This is a genomic window from Synechococcus sp. CS-1329 (assembly GCF_025128055.1).
In the GTDB taxonomy this organism is placed as follows: Bacteria; Cyanobacteriota; Cyanobacteriia; order PCC-6307; family Cyanobiaceae; genus Regnicoccus_A.
Window position 1 is genome coordinate 12598 of record NZ_JAHLYS010000033.1, and the last position, 19199, is coordinate 31796.

The window sequence follows — 19199 nt, forward strand, 5'->3', positions numbered from 1 at the left end:
GCTCTATTTACCATGGAAGCAGAAAGCCTCCATGGGAAAGGAACAGCAACACATGCTTGAAGCCAGGTCGAGCCGCGCCGGCACCTACCGCGCCCAGCCCTCCGGATACAGGGCCTTCCATCCCGCTCCGCTGCCACCGGATCCACCGCTGCAGGTGAACGGTGAGCTGCAGGTGCTGCTCTCCCAGGCCGATCGGGCCTTGGGGCGGCTGGATGGATCGGTGGAAACGCTGCCGAATCCGGATCTGTTCGTGTTCATGTATGTCCGCAAGGAAGCGGTGCTCTCCAGCCAGATCGAGGGCACCCAGAGCTCCCTGCAGGATCTGCTGGCGGCTGAGGCCAATCTGTTCGGCATGGAAAACCTGCCACGCGATGTGGATGAGGTGGTGAACTATGTGCGAGCGATGAACCATGGCCTGGGAAGGTTGGCGACCCTGCCGGTGTCAATGCGGTTGATCGGCGAGATCCACGCCGAACTGCTGCAGGGGGTGCGCGGCAGCCGGCTCACCCCTGGGGAACTGCGCCGCAGCCAGAACTGGATCGGGCCCGGCGGCTGCACCTTGAGCACCGCCAGCTTCGTGCCGCCACCACCGGAGCTGCTGCCGGAAGCATTGGGGGCCTTGGAGCGCTTTCTGCATGCAAAGGACGATCTGCCGGCCCTGATTCGCATCGGCCTGGCCCATGCCCAGTTCGAAACGATCCATCCCTTTCTGGATGGCAATGGCCGGGTGGGGCGGCTGCTGATCACCTTCCTGCTCACCGAGAAGGGCATCCTGCAGAAACCGGTGCTCTACCTTTCTCACTACTTCAAGCAGCACCGCCAGGCCTATTACGACCATCTGCAGGCGGTGCGGGACGACGGCGACTGGGAGGCCTGGCTGACCTTCTTTCTGCAAGGCGTGGCTGAAGTGAGCCAGGAGGCCAGTGGCACGGCACGGCGCATCCTGGCGCTGCGGGAGCAGCACCGAGCCCTGATCACCGACCACCTGGGCCGGGCCGCCGCCAACGGGCACCGGGTGCTGGAAAGCCTGTTCGATCGGCCGATCGTGAGCGTGAACGCGATCGAAGCACTGATCGCCACCACCTACCCCGCCGCCAACACGCTGGTGGCCCGGCTGGAAGCGCTAGGCATCCTTCGTGAGATGACGGGCCAGAAACGCCACCGGCGCTTCTGCTACCAGCCCTACATCGAGCTGTTCGGCGACACGCCGCAGGGGGTGGCGGCGTGATTGAGGATCTGAAGCCGTATGCGGAGTACAAGGATTCGGACCTGGCATGGCTTGGGGAGATTCCAGCGCATTGGTCTGAAATGCGAGCCAAGTACTTCTTTCGTGAAGTCGATAAACGCTCGGAGTCCGGGAAGGAGGTATTGATGTCCGTGTCACACAAGACAGGAGTGACGCCTCGGAAGCAAAATGTAACCATGTTTCTGGCCGAATCGACGATCGGCTACAAGATCTGCCGCCCTGGGGATATCGCAATCAATACGATGTGGGCATTCATGGGTGCCCTGGGCATTGCTAGACAAGAAGGCATAGTGAGCCCCTCTTACGGCGTCTATCGCTCGCTGAGAACTGGGATTTTGAACTCGGAATATCTAGATAGCCTGCTGCGCACCGATGCCTACAAGACGGAATACATTCGTCGCTCGATGGGGATCAATTCTTCTCGTTTGCGATTGTATCCAGATCAGTTTCTTCAAATTCCGTTGCTATGCCCACCGCCTGAGGAGCAGGAGGCTATCGCCCGTTTCCTCACCTGGGCCACCAACCGGCTGGATCGCGCCATCCGGGCCAAGCGCAGGATCATAGCCCTGCTGAATGAGCAGAAGCAGGCCATCATTCACCGCGCCGTGACCCGGGGGCTGGATCCTTCCGTGCCGCTGAAGGATTCGGGGATTCAGTGGTTGGGGGAGATACCGGAGCATTGGGAGACAGTGCGACTGAAGTCACTGGTTTCCCGTGTGACTAGCGGTTCTCGCGGGTGGTCTAACTTCGCGGCTGTCTCTGGAGTGCTTTTCATTCGAATTGGAAACCTCACAAGAGCGTCGTTAGATCTCGATTTCGAAAGCAGCGTTCGTCTTCAGCTGCCCGACCATGCCATCGCCGAAGCGGCCCGAACCCGGGTTCAACCAGAGGACATTCTGTTGTCGATCACCGCGTTTATTGGGTCCGTGGCAGTTGTACCACCTGGCATCGAGGAGGCGTACGTCAGCCAGCACGTCGCTTGCTGTCGACCACGTGTGGGGGCTGCCAACTCCCGCTGGGTTGGATACGTGCTGCTATCGAATGTGGGACGGGCTCACGGGCAGCTCAGTATGTACGGAGGGACTAAGCAGGGCTTGTCTCTTGATGACGTAAAGAACTACTTGGTGCTGCTTCCTCCCCATAACGAGCAAGACGGGCTTGTCGAATGGATTGGGCAGTCGACAGCAACTCTGAGCACGGGAATCAACAACGCCAAGCGGGAGATCACCCTTCTCAGCGAATACCGCACCCGCCTAATCGCCGATGTGGTCACCGGCAAGCTTGATGTGCGGCAGGCTGCGGCAGGGCTGCCAGAGGAAATCGAACCCCAGGATGCCAGCGAGCCGGGCGACGAGATTGAAGAGCTTGGGCTCGATGGCGACGAAGAGACGGAGTTGCCATGAACCAGCCAGAACTCATTGCCCTGGTGGATCGCCTGCGCGGGCTGCCCAGAGAAACCGAGTGGCTGGAGTTCAAGCACAACAACGCTGATCCCCAGGAGATTGGTGAGTACCTCTCCGCCCTGGCCAATGAAGCCGCCCTTCTGAATCAGCCCCGCGGCTATCTGATCTTTGGCATCGAGGATGCCAGCAACGCCGTCGTCGGCACCCGCTTCGATCCCTACACCGCCAAAGCCAAGGGCAATCAGGATCTGCTGCCCTGGCTGGCCGCCCTTCTGCAACCCAATCCCGGCATCGAGCCTCACAGCCTCGACCACCCCGATGGCAGGGTTGCTCTGCTCGCGGTTGGCCCTGCCCGGGGACGGCCGGTGGAGTTTCACGGCCAAGGCTATTGCCGCGCTGGCACCAGCAAAACTAAACTCGCCAATCACCCGGAAAAAGCGCGCCGGCTCTGGTCTCAGGGTGTCGACTGGTCGGCCGCCATCTGCGAAGGCGCCACCCTGGCAGATCTCGATCCCGAGGCCATCGCCAAGGCCCGCGAGCAGTTTCAGATCAAGCATCCCAACCAAGCCCAGGAGCTCACCACCTGGGACGACCGCACCTTCCTCAACAAGGCCCGGCTGCTGCGCCAGGGGGCCATCACCCACACCGCTGTTCTGCTCCTGGGCCGCCCTGAGGCCGCCACGCTGCTGTCGCCAGCCGTGGCCAAGGTGTCCTGGATCCTCAAGGACGCCGGCAACCACGAACTCGATTACACCCACATCGGCCCTCCGTTTCTACTGGCCGGTGATCAGCTGTTGCAACGCCTGCGCAACCTCACAGTGCGCGCCCTGCCAAGTGGCACCCTCTTCCCGCAGGAATTGAGCCAGTACGACCCCTGGGTACTCCGGGAAGCACTGCACAACGCCATCGCCCATCAGGACTATCTCCGCCATGGCCGCATCACCGTGGTGGAGTTTCCCGACCGTGTGCTTATCACCAACGTGGGCGACTTTCTCCCCGGCACGATCCGAACCGTGATCGAGCAGGACGCCCCTCAAGAGCTCTACCGAAACCGGATGCTGGCGGACGCCATGGTGGAACTGAACCTGATCGATACCCAGGGCGGCGGCATCAAACGCATGTTCGAGACCCAGCGGCGCCGCTCCTTCCCCCTGCCCGACTACGACCTCAGCGCCACCGATCGGGTGCAAGTCACCATCCCCGGCCGCATCCTCGATGAGCGCTACACACGGCTGCTGATGCAGCAGCCCGACCTATCCCTTACCCAAGTGATCCTGCTCGACCGCATCCAGAAGGGCCTGCCGATCAGTCGCGACGAGCACCAGCAGCTCAAGAAGCAGAGGCTGGTGGAGGGGCGGTTTCCCAATCTGATCGTTTCGGCCTCCGTCGCCAAAGCCACAGGCGATACCGCCAGGCACATCCGTGAGCGCGGCTTCGAGAAGAAGTACTACCTGGATCTGATCCTCCAACTCGTCCACGAACACGGTCCTGTGGCGCGCAAGGAGGTGGATGCCTTGCTACTGCCCAAGCTGCCTGAGCGGCTGAGCGAGGAGCAGAAGCTCAGGAAGGTTCAGAACCTGATGCAAGAGCTGCGCCGCGCTGGACGGATCGAGCGGATCGGCACTCTGGAGGGCGCACGGTGGATCCTCAGGGCAGCAGCCGAGGGCTCTACTAAGGGCGGCTCCATAGTCGTCAATTAGCAGAGGAGTTAGCAAAGCCCCTAGCAGAGGCCCCGAACGGCACAAGCCAATGACGTGCCCCAGACTGCCCACAGGCCAGCCACAACCACCCGGCCCCCATGCCCACCGACACCAGCGAACAGGGACTGGAAGCGCTGATCACCCGCTCCATGACCGGGCGCACCCACCTGCTGGAGCCTCGCCACCAAGCCACGCCATCCGCAGTGCCGGTGAGTGGCGGCACCGGTTGGCTGCTGGGCGACCCGCGCCACTACGACCGCAGCCACTGCGTAGATCTGGTGCAGCTGCAGGGTTTTTTGGAGGCCACCCAGCCGCAGATCGCCGAAGCCGTGGCGATCGAAGTGGATGGGCCCCCTCGCCGGCAGTTCCTGGCCCGGCTGGAGAAACAGATCACGCAGCGCGGCGTGGTGGACGTGCTGCGCAAGGGCATCCGCCACGGCCCCCACGAGATCCAGCTTTTCTACGGCACGCCCTCCCCCGGCAACAGCCGCGCCGCCGAGCTGTTCGGCCTCAACCGCTTCAGCCTCACACGCCAGCTCGCTTACAGCAACGACCAGACCCGCCGCGCCCTCGACCTGGCTCTGTTCATCAATGGCCTGCCGGTGGCCACCTTTGAGCTCAAGAACAACCTCACCTGTCAGTCCGTCAAGAAAGCCATCGAGCAGTACAAAACCGATCGCGATCCCCGCGAGCCGCTCTTCGCCTTCGCCCGCTGCCTTGTGCACTTCGCCGTGGACGAGCAGGAGGTGCGCTTCTGTACCCACCTCATCGGCAAAGAATCCGAGTTTCTGCCCTTCAACCGTGGCACCGCCTCCGGTGGCGCCGGAAATCCCCCCAGCCCCGATGGACTTTCCACTGGCTATCTCTGGGAGCGGGTCCTCACGCCCAGCAGCCTCACCGACATCCTGGAGAACTACGCCCAGGTGGTGGGAAAGCCCAACCTGCGCACCGGCCGCAGGCGCTACAGGCAGATCTTTCCCCGCTACCACCAGCTGGATGTAGTGCGCTCGTTGCTGGCGGATGTGGCGACCCATGGGGCCGGCCGCTGCTACCTGGCCCAGCACTCCGCCGGCAGCGGCAAGAGCAACTCGATCGCCTGGCTCAGCCACCAGGTGGCCGACGTGACCCACAACGGCGAGCGTGTGTACGACTCGGTGATCGTCGTCACCGATCGCCGCAACCTCGATGAGCAGTTGCGCCACAACATCCTCGATTTCATGCAGGTGGGCGCCAGCGTGGGCGCCGTCACCGGGCGTGGCAGCTCGAAGACCGAGCAGCTCAAGCAGTTTCTGGCAGCTGGGAAGAAGATCATCATCTGCACCCTGCAGACCTTCCCGGAGCTCTGCAGCCAGCTCGACGGCGCCCCCCAGGGCCGTCGTTATGCGGTGATCATCGATGAGGCCCACTCAAGCCAGGGCAGCAAGGCCTCCGCTGCCCTCAACAAGGCCCTAGCCAGCGATGCCCAACCCCTGGCCGAAGACACCGACATCGAAGACTTCGTGAATACGGTGATCGATGAGCGCCTGCGCAGCCGCAAACTGCTGGCCAACGCCAGTTATTTCGCCTTCACCGCCACCGCCAAGGCCAAGACGCTCGGACTGTTCGGCACCCCACTTCCTCCGGATGGGGAAGGCAAGATCGGCCGCCGGCCCTTTCACGTCTACACGATGAAGCAGGCCATTGAGGAGAAGTTCATCCTCAATGTTTTGCAGTACTACACCCCGATCAGCAGCTACTACCGGTTGGTGAAAACGATCGAGGCTGACCCGCTGTTCGACAGCAAACGCGCCCGCTCCAAGTTGCGCCGCTATGTGGAAAGCCACGACACGGCCATCCGCAACAAGGCCGAGATCATGGTGGATCACTTCCTCGACCATGTGCTGCCTCTGCGGGAGATGAAGGGCGAAGCCCGTGCGATGGTGGTGACCGGCGCCATTGAGCGGGCGGTGCAGTATTTCCATGCCATTCGCACGTACTTACACGAGCGCCGTAGCCCCTTCCTGCCGATCGTGGCCTTCTCCGGCGACCACGACTTCGGCGATGGTCCCGTGAGTGAGGCCTCCCTCAACGGCTTTCCCTCCAGCGAGATCACCAGCCGCATCCAGGAGGATCCCTATCGCTTCCTGATCTGCGCCGACAAATTCCAGACCGGCTACGACGAACCGCTGCTGCAGGCCATGTATGTGGACAAGGCCCTGGGTGGCATCCAGGCGGTGCAGACCCTCTCGCGCCTCAACCGCGCTGCCCCAGGAAAAAATCGCGTGTTCGTGCTCGATTTCCAGGACAACACCGCCGCCGTGGAAGCGGCCTTCGCCGATTACTACAAGACCACCCTGCTGAGCGAGGAAACCGATCCCAACAAACTGCACGATCTCCGCGACAGCCTCGATCAGCTGCGGGTCTACACCTGGGAGCAGGTGGAGGAGTTCGTGGGACTCTTCCTCAGCAACAGCGATCGCGAAGAGCTGCAGCCGATCCTGAACCAATGCCGCCAGATCTATACCGAGCAGCTCAGCGAAGACGATCAGGTGGCCTTCAAGAGCAAGGCCAAAGCTTTTGTGCGCAGCTACGACTTCCTGGCCACGATCCTCACCTACGACAATCCGGAGTGGGAAAAGCTCTCCATCTTCCTCACCCTGCTGGTGCGTGCCCTGCCGGCCCCAGATGAGGACGACCTTACCAAGGGGATGCTGGAGCTGATCGACATGGACAGCTACCGCATCGAAAAGCAGGAGGAGCGCGGCGTTCCCCTTCCCGATCAGGATTCCACGTTGGATCCCGCCCCCGTTTCAGCCGGTGGCTTCAAGCCCCAACCGGAACTCGAACCGCTCTCGGTGATCGTCATCAACTTCAACGAGCAGTTCGGCACCAGCTTCAGCGACGAAGACCGCATCCGCCGCCTGATCCGTGAGGAGATCGCCCCCCAGGTGGCCCAGGACCAGCGCTATCGCAATGCCAAGGCGAACACCCCCAACACGGCCGCGATTGAGCTCGATGCCGCCCTCAATCGCGTGGTTGATCCATTATTTCTGGATCAGACGGAGTTCTACAAGCAGTTCAAGGACAACTCCCTCTTCCGCAACTTTGTGCGGGATCTGGTGACGCGACTGATCAACAACAACCCCCACAAATCACCATAGACCCGGCTGCAGCGGCCCATCGCTGGCGGCAGGACTGGCAGCCTCAGTGGGGTCATCTCTTTGGGCTTTTCTCGACTGTCCTGCTGGCTCCGATTCAGGCGCAACTTCTTTCGGCACCAGGCTCCAGAAGCCGTACTTGCGGCCATGATCCCGCCGCAGCTGGGCCCCATAGCTGCGGTGATCGGCGAGTTCGCCCCAGCTCTCGATCCTTTGGGCAAGGAGGTGGCAAGTATGCAGATGGCGGGCGGCGTGGGGGTAGCGCTTGCTGCGCCCCACCCGCAGGCTGAAATCGACCATCGCCCGCAGGCAGCGCGTGGCAGCCAGGGGGTGATCCTTCTCCAGCAGCTCCGCCAGCGGTGCCAGCAGCACGTAGCAGTCGCCATTGAGCGGCTTCGGCGTGGCCAGCACCAGCCGGGCGGCGCGGCGCGGTTCGGGCCAGTGCAACAGAAACCACAGCGCCTCCTGCAGATCGTCGTGCTCCGCCACCAGATCGAGGGCCCGCTCCTCGGCATCCGCATCCTCGAAAGCTGGCAGGCGCTTCAGGTAGTCGCGCAGGTGGCGGCGCGACAGTTCCATCAGGGCATACTCCCAGCGCTGCCCCTGGGCCTCGTCGCGGCGGCCGAGGGCCTCCAGCGCCGCCAGGCGGGCATCGCACCACTCCTCGGCCCCGGCCCGGCGCTCGGACAGCCTTGGGTCGGCCTCCTCCAGCAGCGCCAGCGCCTCCTCGGCCCGGCCGGCGGGGGTGAGCCGCTCAGCCACCCTGGCCGCGATCGCCGGCACCGTCAGCGCCTCGGGATCATGGTCGCGGTATTCCGCCAGATAGGCATCAGCATCGCCCAGGGCATCGGCGATGTCGAGCATGGCGATGCGCACGATCCAACCTCGGTGCGTTTTCGCTTGATCGTTGTTGGTGACGCGAGCCCGCAGGGTCTCCAGCCGCTGCCGCAGATGGGCCAGCCCTTCCGACCCTAGGGCCGTCCCCAGATCCCGCAGGATCGGATCGAACTGGCCATAGCTGTTGCTCACGATCGCGGCGTACACCTGATCCGCCAGGGGCCTGGGATCCCCGGAAACCTTGAGGGCCACGGCGCCGAGGGCGGCGCTGCTCTGATGAAAGAAGTCGCGCAAAACGGCGTCGCTGTCGTCGCAGCGCTCCATCAGGCCTTCGGCCAGGCCGAGCAGCTCCCAGAACAGCTCCACCGCCACGGCCGGGTTGTGTTCAGCGATCGGCCCGCTGATGGCCTGGCGCTGCCGCTCCAGATCCTTCAGCAGCCTGTCGCGCTGGTGGTCGTCGAGGAAGCTGCCGGAGCGCTCGATCGTGGCCAGCCGCTTGCGCACTTCTCTAGCGATCTCCGCAGGCCCCTTCTGTTCCGCCAGTGCCAGGCGCAGCATGCGCCTGGCACTGGCATCCCCCTTGCTCAGGGTGAGCAGCAGCTCCGCCAGCTTGGCCGTCCCCAGGGCTTCGAGGTTTTTGGCATTGAGACTGGATTGGCCGGCCATCGCCTTGGTGAATCCTTGCTGTTCCGGTTAGCCCAGGTCGGCCAGGCGCTGTCTCGCCAGAGCCGCCTGGGCCTCCGCCTCGGCCAAGTTGGCGCGGCACTCTGCCACCACTTCGGGGGGTGCCTTGCCGGCGAAGTTGGGGTTGGCGAGGCGGCCGGCCAGGCCCTGAATCTCCTTCTCCGCCTTGGCCAGGTCTTTTTCAAGGCGGGCGCGCAGGGCTTCAAGGCTCTGATGGGGCACGGTGAGGCCCACCTGGGCGTCGCTGTCCACGATGCCCAGCAGCTGACCTACCGCCGGCTGGGGCTCCAGGCCGAGAGCACTGCCCCCCGCCAGGCGCAGGATCTTCTCCTGGTTCACTTCCAGAAAAGCCCGGCGCTCGGGGCTGCCGCTGTGGATTCCCACCGGCAGTCGCTCTGAGGGCTTCACCCCGGAGAGGGCACGCAGGTTGCGCAACGCCCGCACCGCCTCGATCCCGAACTGGAAGGCCCGTTCATGAGCTTCGTCGCGCCAGGCGGCCTCGGGCTCGGGCCAGGACTGCAGGGCGAGGAACGCCGTGGCATCGGCGCCCGTCACTGCATGCCAGAGCTCCTCGGTGAGGTGGGGCATCAGCGGGTGGAGCATCACCAGCAGCGCCTCGAGGCTGGTGGCCAGCACCCGCCGAGCTGCCATGCGGGCGCTGGTGTCTGAGCCGGCCAGGCGTGGCTTGGCCCACTCGATGTACTGGTCGCAGAGATCGTTCCAGGCGAACTCGTAAAGCAGCTTCGCCGCCTCCCCCAGCCTGTAGCTGCCGTAAAGCTCGGCCGCCTCATCGGCGGTGCGGGCCAGGCGCGAGAGGATCCAGCGGTCCTCGCTCTCCAGCTCGACGGCCAGGGGCCGGCCCAGGCTCGCCGGCGTTTCGCCGCCAAGGTTCATCAGGGCGAAGCGGGTGGCATTCCAGAGCTTGTTGGCGAAGTTGCGCGCCCCCTCCACCGTGGCCGAACTGCCGCTGGCGCGGTCGTAGTCGAGGCGGATGTCCTGGCCGGCGCCGGCCACCTCGCGCACCAGGGCGAAGCGCAGGGCATCGGCGCCATAGCGCTCGATCAGCGGCAGTGGGTCGATGCCGTTGCCGGCTGATTTGCTCATCTTGCGGTTGTTCTCATCCCGCACCAGGCCGTGGATCATCACATCGGCGAAGGGCATGCGGCCGGTGAAGGCGCCGGCGAGCATCGTCATCCGCGCCACCCAGAAAAAGATGATGTCGAAGCCGGTCACCAGCACGCTGGTGGGATACCAGGTGGCCAGATCGGCGGCGCCCTCATCGGGCCAGCCCAGGGTGGAGAAGGGCCAAAGGCCGCTGGAGAACCAGGTGTCGAGCACATCGGGGTCCTGCTCCAGCTGCAGCGGGCGGCCCGCCGCGGCGCTGGCGGCGCCGAACTGGGCTTGGGCCTTCTCACGGGCTTCGGTGGCATCGCGGGCCACCACGTAGGGCGTGGCCTCGGTGATCACCCCAGCGGTTTCACTCACCACGAACCAGGCGGGGATGCGGTGGCCCCACCAGAGCTGGCGCGAGATGCACCAGTCGCGGATGTCGGTGAGCCAGTCGCGGTAGACCTTCTCCCAGCGCTGCGGCACGAAGCGGGGCGCGCCGCCATCGAGGGCCTCGCGGCAGCGGGCGGCCAGGGGCTCGGCCCGGGCGAACCACTGGGTGGAGAGCAGGGGCTCCACCGGCACCTTGCCGCGATCCGAAAACGGCACGCTGTGGCGGTGCGGCTCCACCTTCACCAGAAAGCCTTCCGCCTCCATCGCCGCCACCACCGCTTGGCGCGCCTCGAAGCGATCCAGCCCGGCAAAGCGGCCGGCGGCAGCGTTCATGGTGCCGTCCTTGGCCATCACCGTGATCAGCGGCAGGCCGTGGCGGGCCCCGATGGCGAAGTCGTTGGGGTCGTGGGCGGGGGTCACCTTGACGCAACCGGTGCCGAAGGCCGGATCCACGTGCTCATCGGCCACGATCGGGATCTCGCGGCCCACCAGCGGCAGGGTGAGCGTGCGCCCCACCAGGGCGGCGTAGCGGGGGTCATCGGGGTGCACGGCCACGCCGGTGTCGCCCAGCAGGGTTTCGGGGCGGGTGGTGGCCACCACCAGGTGGTCAAGGCCGCCAGCCGCTGAGCCTTCGCCCCCAGCCTCGCCGCCGCTAAGCGGATAGCGGAAGTGCCAGAGGTGGCCGTCGAGCTCCTTCATCTCCACTTCGAGATCGCTCACCGCCGATCCCGAGGCCGGGCACCAGTTCACCAGGTATTCGCCCCGGTAGATCAGCCCCTGCTCGTGCAGGCGCACGAAGGCCTCCACCACGGCTTTGTTGAGGCCGGGATCGAGGGTGAAGCGCTCCCGTCGCCAGTCCACCGAATAGCCCAGCCGGCGCAGCTGGCCCACGATCGTGCCGCCGCTCTCGGCCTTCCAGGCCCAGGCGCGCTCCAGGAAGGCGTCGCGGCCCAGGTCGTCCTTGCTGCCCCCCTCGGCCTTGATCTGCTTCTCCAGGATCGACTGCACGGCGATCGAGGCGTGGTCGGTGCCGGGCAGGCAGAGCACGTTTTTGCCCTGCAGGCGCTGGAAGCGCACGATCGTGTCGATCAGGGCCGTCTCGAAGCCGTGGCCCATGTGCAGACTGCCGGTCACGTTCGGCGGCGGGATCACCACAGAAAAAGGCTCGCCTGGGGCCTTCGGATCGGGATGGAAGGCGCCGGCCTCCTCCCAGGCCGCCTGCCAGCGGGCTTCGGTGCCGGCCGGGTCGTAGGTCTTGGGCAGGGCGGCGTCGGGGGTGGCCTCAGCCATGGAAACAGTGAACCGGCGGAGGCCCCATGCTCTCAAAGCGGCCCATCGCCCCGGGCTTCACTCGGCGGCCAGCCGCGCCACGTAGGCCTCCAGGGTGCCGGCATTGATCCAGCCGGTGGCGATCGTCTTGGTGTGGGTGTGGCTGACCCGGCCGCGGTGGATGTGGGAGAGACCGGCGGGGAAAATCGCCAACTGCCCCTGGATCGCCTCCACATGGTGCTCCTGCCAGTGGAACTCGGTGCCGGCGTCGGGGAGGGTTTCGAGGTAAAGGATCCAGGCCAGCACCCTCTGGATCGGCTCGGTGGCCTCCTCGCTAGTGTTCCAGTCGCAGTGCCAGCTGCGAAATCCTTCGCCCGGCGCGTAGCGCTGCAGGTTGAAGATCGGCATCACGAACAGCGATCGCTCGGGGCAGCACTCCAGCAGCAGGGGCCGCTCGGCCAGGTAGCGCTGCAGCCCGGCCGACACCCCGCGCAGGATCAGCTGGGCCAGGCCATGGGCCTCCGGGTCGGAGCGGTCGATCGCCACCAGGGAGATGTCGGTCGACACCTTGTCGAGCGGGCGGCCAGCGGCATCTGAGCCAGCGCCGAAGCTGGTGCCAGCCGTGCGCAGATCGGCGCGGCGTTCGTAGAAGGCCAGGGCAGCCTCGGCCACCGCTGCGTAGCCGGCGTTATTGTAGGTGGCGATCAGCTGCATGGTTCGTCTCGCCAGGGCACGGCCACCAGAGACTCCAGCATCTGCCAGCGCCCGCGCTCGGCCACGCGTCCGTCGAGGCCGGCCCCCGCCAGGGCCACCGCCACCCGCTCCAGATCCAGGAGCGGGTCATCGCCGCCGGCCGCCGGCCGCCGCCAGCGGCAGCACCAGCACCTGCGCTTCGGCCGGGTCGGCCAGCAGCTTCAGGCCCAGGGATTCCAGCTCCCGCTGATAGAACAGCTGCCGCATCCGGCCACAGAGCGATGGCCCCAGGGCGTCCGCGAACTGCTCAAGGGCCTGCCGATCGCCGCTGCCGCCGCTGTTGAGGGTCAGCCAGATCATCAGCTTGGCCCAGCTCTCCACGGTCCAGAGGGGCTCAAAGCTGCTCCGGTGCCGGCGCACCAGCTCGGCGATGGCGAACTCGAACAGACCGGCCTGAAGGGCGGTGGCTGAGGGCTCGGGGGATTGGGGTGACATCAACTCAAAGCAACAGCGCGGCTCAAGGCGACAGCACAGCCCGTTCGATCACCAGCAGCGCCACGGGTGACGATCGGGAGCCCGAACGAGAGCTCGATCTCAGCGCGCGCATTTGATTGCATAGATCGAGAGGTCGTCACTGATGTTCTCGGCCTTGTCGGCCAGGCCATCGAGCATGGCGGTGGCTTCTCTCACCTGGGTGCGCTGCTCGAAACTGAGATCGACAGCGAAGGCCTTGCGCTTGATGCGCAGGGCGATGCGGTCGGTTTCATCCTCAGACATGCGCACGTCATTGATGTGATCGCGGACGGCGGCTGGATTGCGGAAGAAGGTGCGGGCCGCCAGCACAGCGGCCTGGCTGCAGCGGGTCGCCATGGCATTGAGCTCGGCGAAATCATCGGCGAATCCCTCCAGGCCCAAGGGCTGAACAATCATCATCTCCTGATAGTCGTCACCGATCTCATCGAGCAGCTCGAAGAGATTTCCCAGCAGCCTCAGCACATCACCGCGGGCATCCGGCAACAGCATTTCGGTATAGAGCATGGTCACAATCGTGTGACGCAGCTCACTGCAACGCTGCTTGATTGCAATCATCTCATTCAGCTTCTGCTGGCAGAGCTCTGGATCGTTCGTGGTGGAGAGGTAGGCCCCGACGCCCGCCTCCACAACGAACATTCCCTCGGAGATCTTGTCGAGAAAATTCTCGATCAATTCCTCAAGAAACGTGTTGCCGCCGAACAGTGGAGACGCTTCGCTGGACATCGTTTCCTTCCCTTGCTACCGGCCCGTAGCGCCAAGGTAGAGGCAGAACGGGGTCAGCAGACCCACAGACGATGGCCGCCCGACCCCTCGGGGGTCAGACTACGCAGGCCTCAACGTGACAGACCCATGGGCCTCGACCTCAACGATCCCGATCTGGAGTTCGCAGACCTCGTCTACGCCTACCAGAGCTGGGTCATGGCCGTCATCAACGACGAGAAGCTCGGCGGCGAGGAGAAACTGCTCAACGACGACATCGCCGAGGACGCGCTCAACGCCATGCGCTTCCTTCCCGGGGAAGTGACCTCCGCGATCGAGACCAGCCTGGCCCGCGTCTACGACGTCGATGCCGACGAGCTGGCCGACCTGCTCTTCCCTGAGGATTGAATCGCCCCACCACGCCCTGCTGCGATGGCCACTCCCCTGGTTGAGGCTCAGGCCGGTGACACCTACGTGCTCGGCACCGCCGCCGCCGAGGAACAGCGCCTGGGGGTTCAGCACAAGCTCTGGCTCCCCTTCGCCGAGGACGCCTGGCGCAGGGCCGGCCTGAGCACCGGTCAGCGGGTCCTCGACCTCGGGGCCGGCCCCGGTTTCGTCAGCCTGGAGCTCGCCCGGCAGGTGGGACCAGGCGGCCGGGTGCTGGGGCTGGAGCTCAGTCCCGCCTATGGGGAAACCGCCCGCCGCTCGGCGGCCGACGCGGGCCTGAGCCAGCTGGAGGTCCGCACCCACGACCTCTGCTGTGATCCGCTGCCGGCGGAGACTTTTGACCTGATCTGGTGCCGCTGGGTGGCGATGTTCCTGCCGGCGCTCGAGCCCCTGCTCGACCAGCTCGCCGCCCGCCTGCAGCCCGGAGCGCAGCTGCTGATCCACGAATACGTTCACTGGAGCACCTTCGCGCTCCATCCCCGCGGCGAGGCGGTCCGTCGCTTCGCTGCCGCGGTGCTCGCGAGTTTCGCTGCCGCCGGCGGTGATCCCGATGTGAACCGCCGCCTGCCATCGCTGCTGGCGGCGCGGGGTTTCCGCATCGAGGCCCTCAGGCCCCTGTCACTGCTGGGCCGCCCCGGAGACGCCGTGGCCAGCTGGCTGGAGAGCTTTGTGGTGATCTACGGCGAGGAACTGATCCGGCAGGGGCTCTGGACGGAGGAGGAGGCCGCTGCCGTCGCCGCCGAGATCGCCGCCGCCGGTCAGGATCCCGGCGCCTACTGGATGGCCCCCACGGTGCTGGAGCTACAGGCGACACGATGGGACCCCTGATCCGACATGCGCCCCAAGCCGATGCCCTGGACCACCGCCTCCATTCCTGATCAGACCGGCCGGATCGCCCTGATCACCGGAGCCAACAGCGGGCTTGGCCTCGAGTCGGCCAGAGCCCTGGCCGCCCGGGGCGCCACCGTGGTGCTGGCCTGCCGCTCCCGCCGCCGGGGGGAGGAGGCCCGCGCCGAGCTGCTGCCCATCGCGGCGGCGGGCCTGGAGGTGCTCGAGCTCGACCTGGCGGATCTGGCCAGCGTGCGCGCCGGGGCCCACTGGATGCAGGAGCAGTACGGCCGCCTCGATCTGCTGCTCAACAACGCCGGTGTGATGGGCCCGCCGCGGCAGCTCAGCCGCGATGGCTTCGAGCTGCAGTTCGGCACCAACCACCTGGGCCATTTCGCCCTCACCACAGCGCTGCTGCCCCTGATGGAGGGACGCGCCGACGCCCGGGTGGTGACGGTGACCTCCGGCGCCCAGTACTTCGGCAAGCTGGCCTTCGACGACCTGCAGGCGGAGCGGCGCTACGACCGCTGGGCGGCCTACAGCCAGAGCAAGCTGGCCAATGTGACCTTTGCCCTTGAGCTGCAGCAACGGCTGGCGGCAGCCGGCAGCACGGTGTCATCGCTGGCGGCCCACCCCGGGCTGGCGCGCACCAACCTGCAGCCCGCCTCGGTGGCCTCGAGCGGCTCGCGCTTCGAGAGCCTGGCCTACCGGCTGATGGACCCCCTCTTCCAGAGCGCCGCCATGGGGGCCCTGCCGCAGCTCTATGCCGCCACCGCCCCCGAAGCCCGCGGCGGAGAGCACTACGGGCCCGACCAATGGGGGGGCATGCGCGGTGGGCCCACCCAGGTGCGCATCGCCCCAGCCGCCCTCGATCCCCAGATCCGCCAGCAGCTCTGGGAGGTGAGTGAGCAACTGGTGGGCCAGGCCCTCCCTGCCAAGGCCCCATGAGTGCCAGGCCGGCCAGAACCCTCGCAGCCCTGGCGGCCCTCCTGCTCAGCGGCGGCTGCCACGGCTGGGGCGTCAACGAAAGCCTCTTTCTTTATGTGGAGACCGACTCCACCCAAACCCGGAGGGTGGAGCTGGGCGACAGCCAGCAGCGGGCACGCAAGCTGATTGAGGAGTTCCGCCAGGTGAATCCAGGCGTGAGCATCCACGTCCGCCACCTCCCCAGTGATGCGTTTCTGAGCTCCACCGCCTTCCGCACCTCCCGGGGGCTGGGCCCCGACCTGATGGTGACACGGGTGGTGACGGCCCTCCGTCTGAATCAGCAGGAGCTGAGCGAATCCGTTGAGCTGAATTCAGCGCAGCTGAAGGAGATCGACCCGCGCTTCCTCGAGGATTTCCGGGTGGGCGGCAAGCTGCTGGCCGTGCCGCTGCTGGCCCAGCCGGACGTGGCCTGCTACGACCGCCGGCTTGTGCCCACACCGCCGAGCGATCTCGATGGCCTGATCGGCCTCAGCGCCAAGGGCCTGAAGGTGGGCCTGCCCCTGCGGCTCACGGATCTCTACTGGACCAGCAGCGCGCTCCAGGCCCAAGGAGCTGTCAAGCGCCTGCTGGAAACGCCGATCAGCGCCAGCGGATCCCTGCCGATCAACCCGGCCGATCGCCAGGACCTGCTGCGCTGGCTGAACTGGCTCAACAACGTCAATCTGCAGCAGAACGTGGAGTTCTCCGATGATCCGCTCGACCTGGTGGAGAGGATGGAGCAGGGCAAGCTCGGCTGGATCAGCTGCAACAGTGTCTGGCTGGATCGGCTCGGCAAGACCCTGGGGCCATCGCTGGGGGTGTCACAGCTGCCGGGTCGCGACGGCAAGCCGGCCCAGGGCCTCACCCGGCTGAAGGTCTGGAGTTTCGGGCGGCACTCCACCCCCCGGCAACGGCAGCTGGCTGAGGAGTTCGTTCTGTTCACACTCAACCAGCTCAACCAGAAACGGCTGATGCTGGCCGCCCCAGGCAATCTGCCGGTGAACCGCGACGTGCTCATTCCCAGCAAGAGCTCCAGCCTGTTCGCCGCCCTCGCGGGCAGCCTCGATCGCGCCGAGCTGATGAGCTTCAAGGATCCCGAACGGATCGAAATCCGTCTGGCCTGGATCGACGACGTGCTGGAGCGCGCGATTGTGAACGCCGAAGCACCCGCTGAGGTGATGCGCACACTCCAGGCGGGACCAGCCGCGACGCCGCGCAGCAACAAGCCCTGACCTTCACCGTCCAGCCGAGCGTCAATGCGCCTCTTCCTCTACGAGATCTCCGGCTGGATGGGCTACGTGGCCCGGCCCCAGGTGCTGGTCCAGGTGCTGATCGGGGTGCTGCTCTATGGCAGCTACGCCATCTGGATCCGCCCGCGGCTGCTGGGACGCGGCCACCGCCTGGAATTCCTCGGCAGCCTCGGCCTGCTGCTGGCCCTGCGGCTCAGTGCGGTGCTGCTGGGCTGGCTGGGATTCCACAACGGCCTGGCCCACTACGTGGCTCAGCTGTTCGGCCTCTGGCTGGTGCTGGCCCTGGTGCGGCTGATCTCCCGGCGGTGGTACAGCAAAGACGCGGTTGAGCGCTTCTACCGCCAGCTGGTGCGCCCCCTGGCGGCCCTGGTGGTGGTGGGGTCGTTGATCAACCAGCTGGATTCCCTCATCGATGTGGGCCAGATCCCGCTGATCACCCTGTTCGGTGAACCGCTCACCGCCAGTGGGATCTTCTTGATCCTGACCATTCCCTATTTCCTGGTGGTGGTGTCGGGCTATGGGGTGGTGCTGGTGGGCGGGCTGCTGCAGCGGCTGCTGGGCTTCACCAACGGCACCCGCGTGGCGGTGGAACTGGTGAGCCGCTACCTGGTGATCGCCATGGGATCGCTATGGGTGCTCAAGCGCATCGGCCTGAACACCACCGCGATCGCGGCGGTGGCAGGGGGCCTCTCGGTGGGGCTGGGCTTCGGCGTCAAGGAGGTGTTCTCCAACTTCGTCAGCGGCCTCTGGCTGCTGTTTGAGGGATCGGTGCGTCCTGGCGAGATCCTGTTCATCGATGGCGACCCCTGCGAGGTGCGCAGCCTCGGCCTGCGGGCGGCGGTGCTCTGGCGCGACCGCGACAACGCCGAACTGGTGATTCCCAACCAGGACTTCTTCACCACCACCACCACCACCTACACCGGCTCCGACCGCCTGCGCCGCAGCCAGGTGGAGGTGTCAGCCGCCTACCGCCACGACCCGGACGTGGTGATCCGCCTGCTGGAGTCGGTGGCGCGCTCCTCGGCGCGGGTGATGTTGCAGCCCCCACCCACAGCCCTGCTGCTGAGCTACGGCGATTCCGGCATCAACTATGCGCTGCGCTTCTGGATCGAGGACCCCATGAACAACGCCGGCATCAAAAGCGAGGTGAGCCGCGCCATCTGGCACCGCTTCAGCGCGGAGGGCATCGAGATTCCCTTCCCACAGCGGGTGGTGTCCATGCTGGATCCGGCGTTGGAAGGAGAGGGCTGAGGCGCACCTCAGCGGGCCAGGCCCAGGAACACCAGCAGCGATCGGTTGAGGCGCAGCAGGTCAGCGTCGGAGAGCTGACCGATCTTCTGGCCAAGGCGGCTCCTGGGCACGGTCATCAGCTTGTCCACCATCAGACGGCTGGTGCTGCGGAGACCGTTCGCCGCCGTCGGCTCCACCTGGATGCGGAGGATCGGGGCGTCGATCGGCTCACTGGTAAGAGGACACAGCGCAATCGAAAGCGTTTCCGCAAAGCCGTCCTCCTGGATGATCACGGCTGGACGGGGTTTGCTCGCGTAGCCAGGACCACCGGCCATGGTCCAGATCTCTCCTCGCTTCACTGGCTGTACTCATCGTCCGGCCACTCGACCACCGAATCAATGAAGGCCTGGATCTCGGCCTCTTCAGGGCTCTGGGCCACCAAACGCGACTGCCGCCGCGCCTCGGCCTCGAACCCAGGCGCATGCACATCCGGCACCCAGATCTGGATCGGCCGCATCCCCTGGGCCCGCAACCGCTGGCGGTGCTCCCGAACCTTGCGGCGGGTGGCGGCGCGGCGTGCCTCCAGGGGGTCTGCGCCCGGGCTTGGTTCTGCTGTCATCGCCGCTCCACCCATGGTTACATGTAATTTTAGGCGATGCTGGCAGGGTGGCCGACTGCCCAGGGCTACGACCTCAGCTTCAACCGCACCAAGCAGTTGGTGCACGAGGAGGCGGAGCACCGGCCGCCATTGGAAGACCTAAGAAAACCCCAGAAAA

Annotated in this window: 16 protein-coding genes; 9 read left to right on the forward strand and 7 right to left on the reverse strand. The window is 65.8% G+C overall.

Annotated features, from left to right (window positions below; genetic code table 11):
* Positions 1–52: 52 nt before the first annotated feature.
* From KQ304_RS06840 to KQ304_RS06855, 4 genes are all read left to right on the forward strand, one after another.
* Positions 53–1228, forward strand: coding sequence for a Fic family protein (locus KQ304_RS06840; protein WP_259736360.1), 1176 nt, complete (start codon positions 53–55; stop codon positions 1226–1228).
* On the forward strand, positions 1225–2649 hold the full coding sequence (locus KQ304_RS06845) for a restriction endonuclease subunit S (RefSeq protein ID WP_259736361.1): 1425 nt from the start codon (positions 1225–1227) through the stop codon (positions 2647–2649). The genes KQ304_RS06840 and KQ304_RS06845 overlap by 4 nt, the downstream gene beginning before the upstream one ends.
* Positions 2646–4349 (forward strand): ATP-binding protein, encoded by a 1704-nt coding sequence (locus KQ304_RS06850; RefSeq protein WP_259736362.1) that lies wholly within the window; start codon positions 2646–2648, stop codon positions 4347–4349. Before KQ304_RS06845 ends, KQ304_RS06850 begins: the two co-directional genes overlap by 4 nt.
* 98 nt (positions 4350–4447) lie before the next feature.
* Positions 4448–7489: a type I restriction endonuclease subunit R gene (locus KQ304_RS06855; protein ID WP_259736363.1), complete on the forward strand. Its 3042-nt coding sequence runs from the start codon at positions 4448–4450 to the stop codon at positions 7487–7489.
* Here KQ304_RS06855 and KQ304_RS06860 read toward each other — a convergent pair.
* The 5 genes from KQ304_RS06860 to KQ304_RS06880 form a co-directional block, all read right to left on the reverse strand.
* Entirely contained in the window at positions 7481–8989 is a 1509-nt protein-coding gene (locus KQ304_RS06860; RefSeq protein WP_259736364.1) for a DUF6880 family protein, read from the reverse strand. The genes KQ304_RS06855 and KQ304_RS06860 overlap by 9 nt on opposite strands.
* Positions 8990–9016: 27 nt before the next feature.
* Complete coding sequence (locus KQ304_RS06865; protein WP_259736365.1) at positions 9017–11797, reverse strand: valine--tRNA ligase; 2781 nt, start codon at positions 11795–11797, stop codon at positions 9017–9019.
* Between the two features lie 57 nt (positions 11798–11854).
* A complete protein-coding gene (locus KQ304_RS06870; protein ID WP_259736366.1) occupies positions 11855–12490 on the reverse strand; it encodes a 2OG-Fe(II) oxygenase in 636 nt (211 codons plus the stop codon).
* Positions 12491–12616: 126 nt separating this feature from the next.
* Complete coding sequence (locus tag KQ304_RS06875) at positions 12617–12964, reverse strand: protein phosphatase (RefSeq protein WP_311133889.1); 348 nt, start codon at positions 12962–12964, stop codon at positions 12617–12619.
* A 99-nt stretch (positions 12965–13063) separates the two neighbouring features.
* Positions 13064–13726: a DUF47 domain-containing protein gene (locus KQ304_RS06880; RefSeq protein ID WP_259736367.1), complete on the reverse strand. Its 663-nt coding sequence runs from the start codon at positions 13724–13726 to the stop codon at positions 13064–13066.
* A 126-nt stretch (positions 13727–13852) separates the two neighbouring features.
* Here KQ304_RS06880 and KQ304_RS06885 point away from each other — a divergent pair, with 126 nt between their 5' ends.
* The 5 genes from KQ304_RS06885 to KQ304_RS06905 are packed head-to-tail and all read left to right on the forward strand — an operon-like array spanning position 13853 to position 18444.
* Positions 13853–14110 carry a hypothetical protein gene (locus tag KQ304_RS06885; protein ID WP_259736368.1) on the forward strand — a complete coding sequence of 86 codons (258 nt, stop codon included), beginning with the start codon at positions 13853–13855 and terminating at the stop codon, positions 14108–14110.
* A 24-nt stretch (positions 14111–14134) separates the two neighbouring features.
* Complete coding sequence (locus KQ304_RS06890; protein ID WP_259736369.1) at positions 14135–14977, forward strand: class I SAM-dependent methyltransferase; 843 nt, start codon at positions 14135–14137, stop codon at positions 14975–14977.
* 21 nt (positions 14978–14998) lie between these two features.
* Complete coding sequence (locus tag KQ304_RS06895; RefSeq protein ID WP_259736557.1) at positions 14999–15925, forward strand: oxidoreductase; 927 nt, start codon at positions 14999–15001, stop codon at positions 15923–15925.
* Positions 15922–17175: a hypothetical protein gene (locus KQ304_RS06900; RefSeq protein ID WP_259736370.1), complete on the forward strand. Its 1254-nt coding sequence runs from the start codon at positions 15922–15924 to the stop codon at positions 17173–17175. Before KQ304_RS06895 ends, KQ304_RS06900 begins: the two co-directional genes overlap by 4 nt.
* Before the next feature lie 24 nt (positions 17176–17199).
* Entirely contained in the window at positions 17200–18444 is a 1245-nt protein-coding gene (locus KQ304_RS06905; protein ID WP_259736371.1) for a mechanosensitive ion channel family protein, read from the forward strand.
* A gap of 8 nt (positions 18445–18452) precedes the next feature.
* Here KQ304_RS06905 and KQ304_RS06910 read toward each other — a convergent pair whose 3' ends face one another.
* Together KQ304_RS06910 and KQ304_RS06915 are read right to left on the reverse strand one after the other, a co-directional pair.
* Positions 18453–18782 (reverse strand): type II toxin-antitoxin system PemK/MazF family toxin, encoded by a 330-nt coding sequence (locus tag KQ304_RS06910; RefSeq protein ID WP_259736372.1) that lies wholly within the window; start codon positions 18780–18782, stop codon positions 18453–18455.
* Positions 18779–19042, reverse strand: a complete 264-nt coding sequence (locus tag KQ304_RS06915) for an antitoxin MazE family protein (RefSeq protein WP_259736373.1) — start codon at positions 19040–19042, stop codon at positions 18779–18781. Before KQ304_RS06915 ends, KQ304_RS06910 begins: the two co-directional genes overlap by 4 nt.
* Between the last annotated feature and the right edge of the window lie 157 nt (positions 19043–19199).